Annotated in this window: 1 protein-coding gene; it reads left to right on the top strand. The window is 64.0% G+C overall.

Annotation, left to right across the window (positions count from 1 at the left end):
• Positions 1 to 572: immunoglobulin-like domain-containing protein (locus tag AC1D1M_RS31460; protein WP_477778700.1), on the top strand; the 572-nt coding region annotated here is incomplete at both ends.

The following is a 572-nucleotide window of genomic DNA, read 5'->3' as shown; positions in this document are numbered from 1 at the left end:
TCACCACCAGCGCGCCGAACGACGTGCTGGCTGGTCACGCCCCGCTGACCAACTCGATCACCGACGTCAGCGGCGGTAACTACGAGAACCTGGTGGCCGATAAAACCCCGGTCAGCACTACCGTCACCGATACTCCGGATACCACCAATCTGTCACTCAGCGCGACCGATGCCGTGGCCGAAGGTGGTTCGATCATCTACACCGCCACCCTGACCAATCCGGCCGGGACACCGGTGACCGTGACCCTGAGCAACGGCGCCGTGATCACCATCGAGGCCGGCAAGACCACCGGCACCGTAAGCGTTGCGGCCCCGTCCGACGACGTCTATAAAGACGCCGGCACCGTTCAGGCCACGATCAGCAACGCCACCGGGGGCAATTTCGAAAACCTGGTGCCAAACACGGTTCCGGCGGTGACCAATATCACTGACACCATCGACACCACCACCGTGAAGCTCAGCGCCACCGAAACCGCGGCTGAAGGCGGCACTGTCACCTACACCGCCACCGTCGGTGCCGCCGTCACCGGTTCGCCGGTCGTCGTGACGTTGGCCAACGGCCAGAGCATCACC

This window comes from Pseudomonas sp. P1_F7, assembly GCF_056405655.1.
The sequence above is the reverse complement of the archived record's forward strand: the minus strand, read 5'-3'. Positions and strand labels throughout refer to the sequence as shown.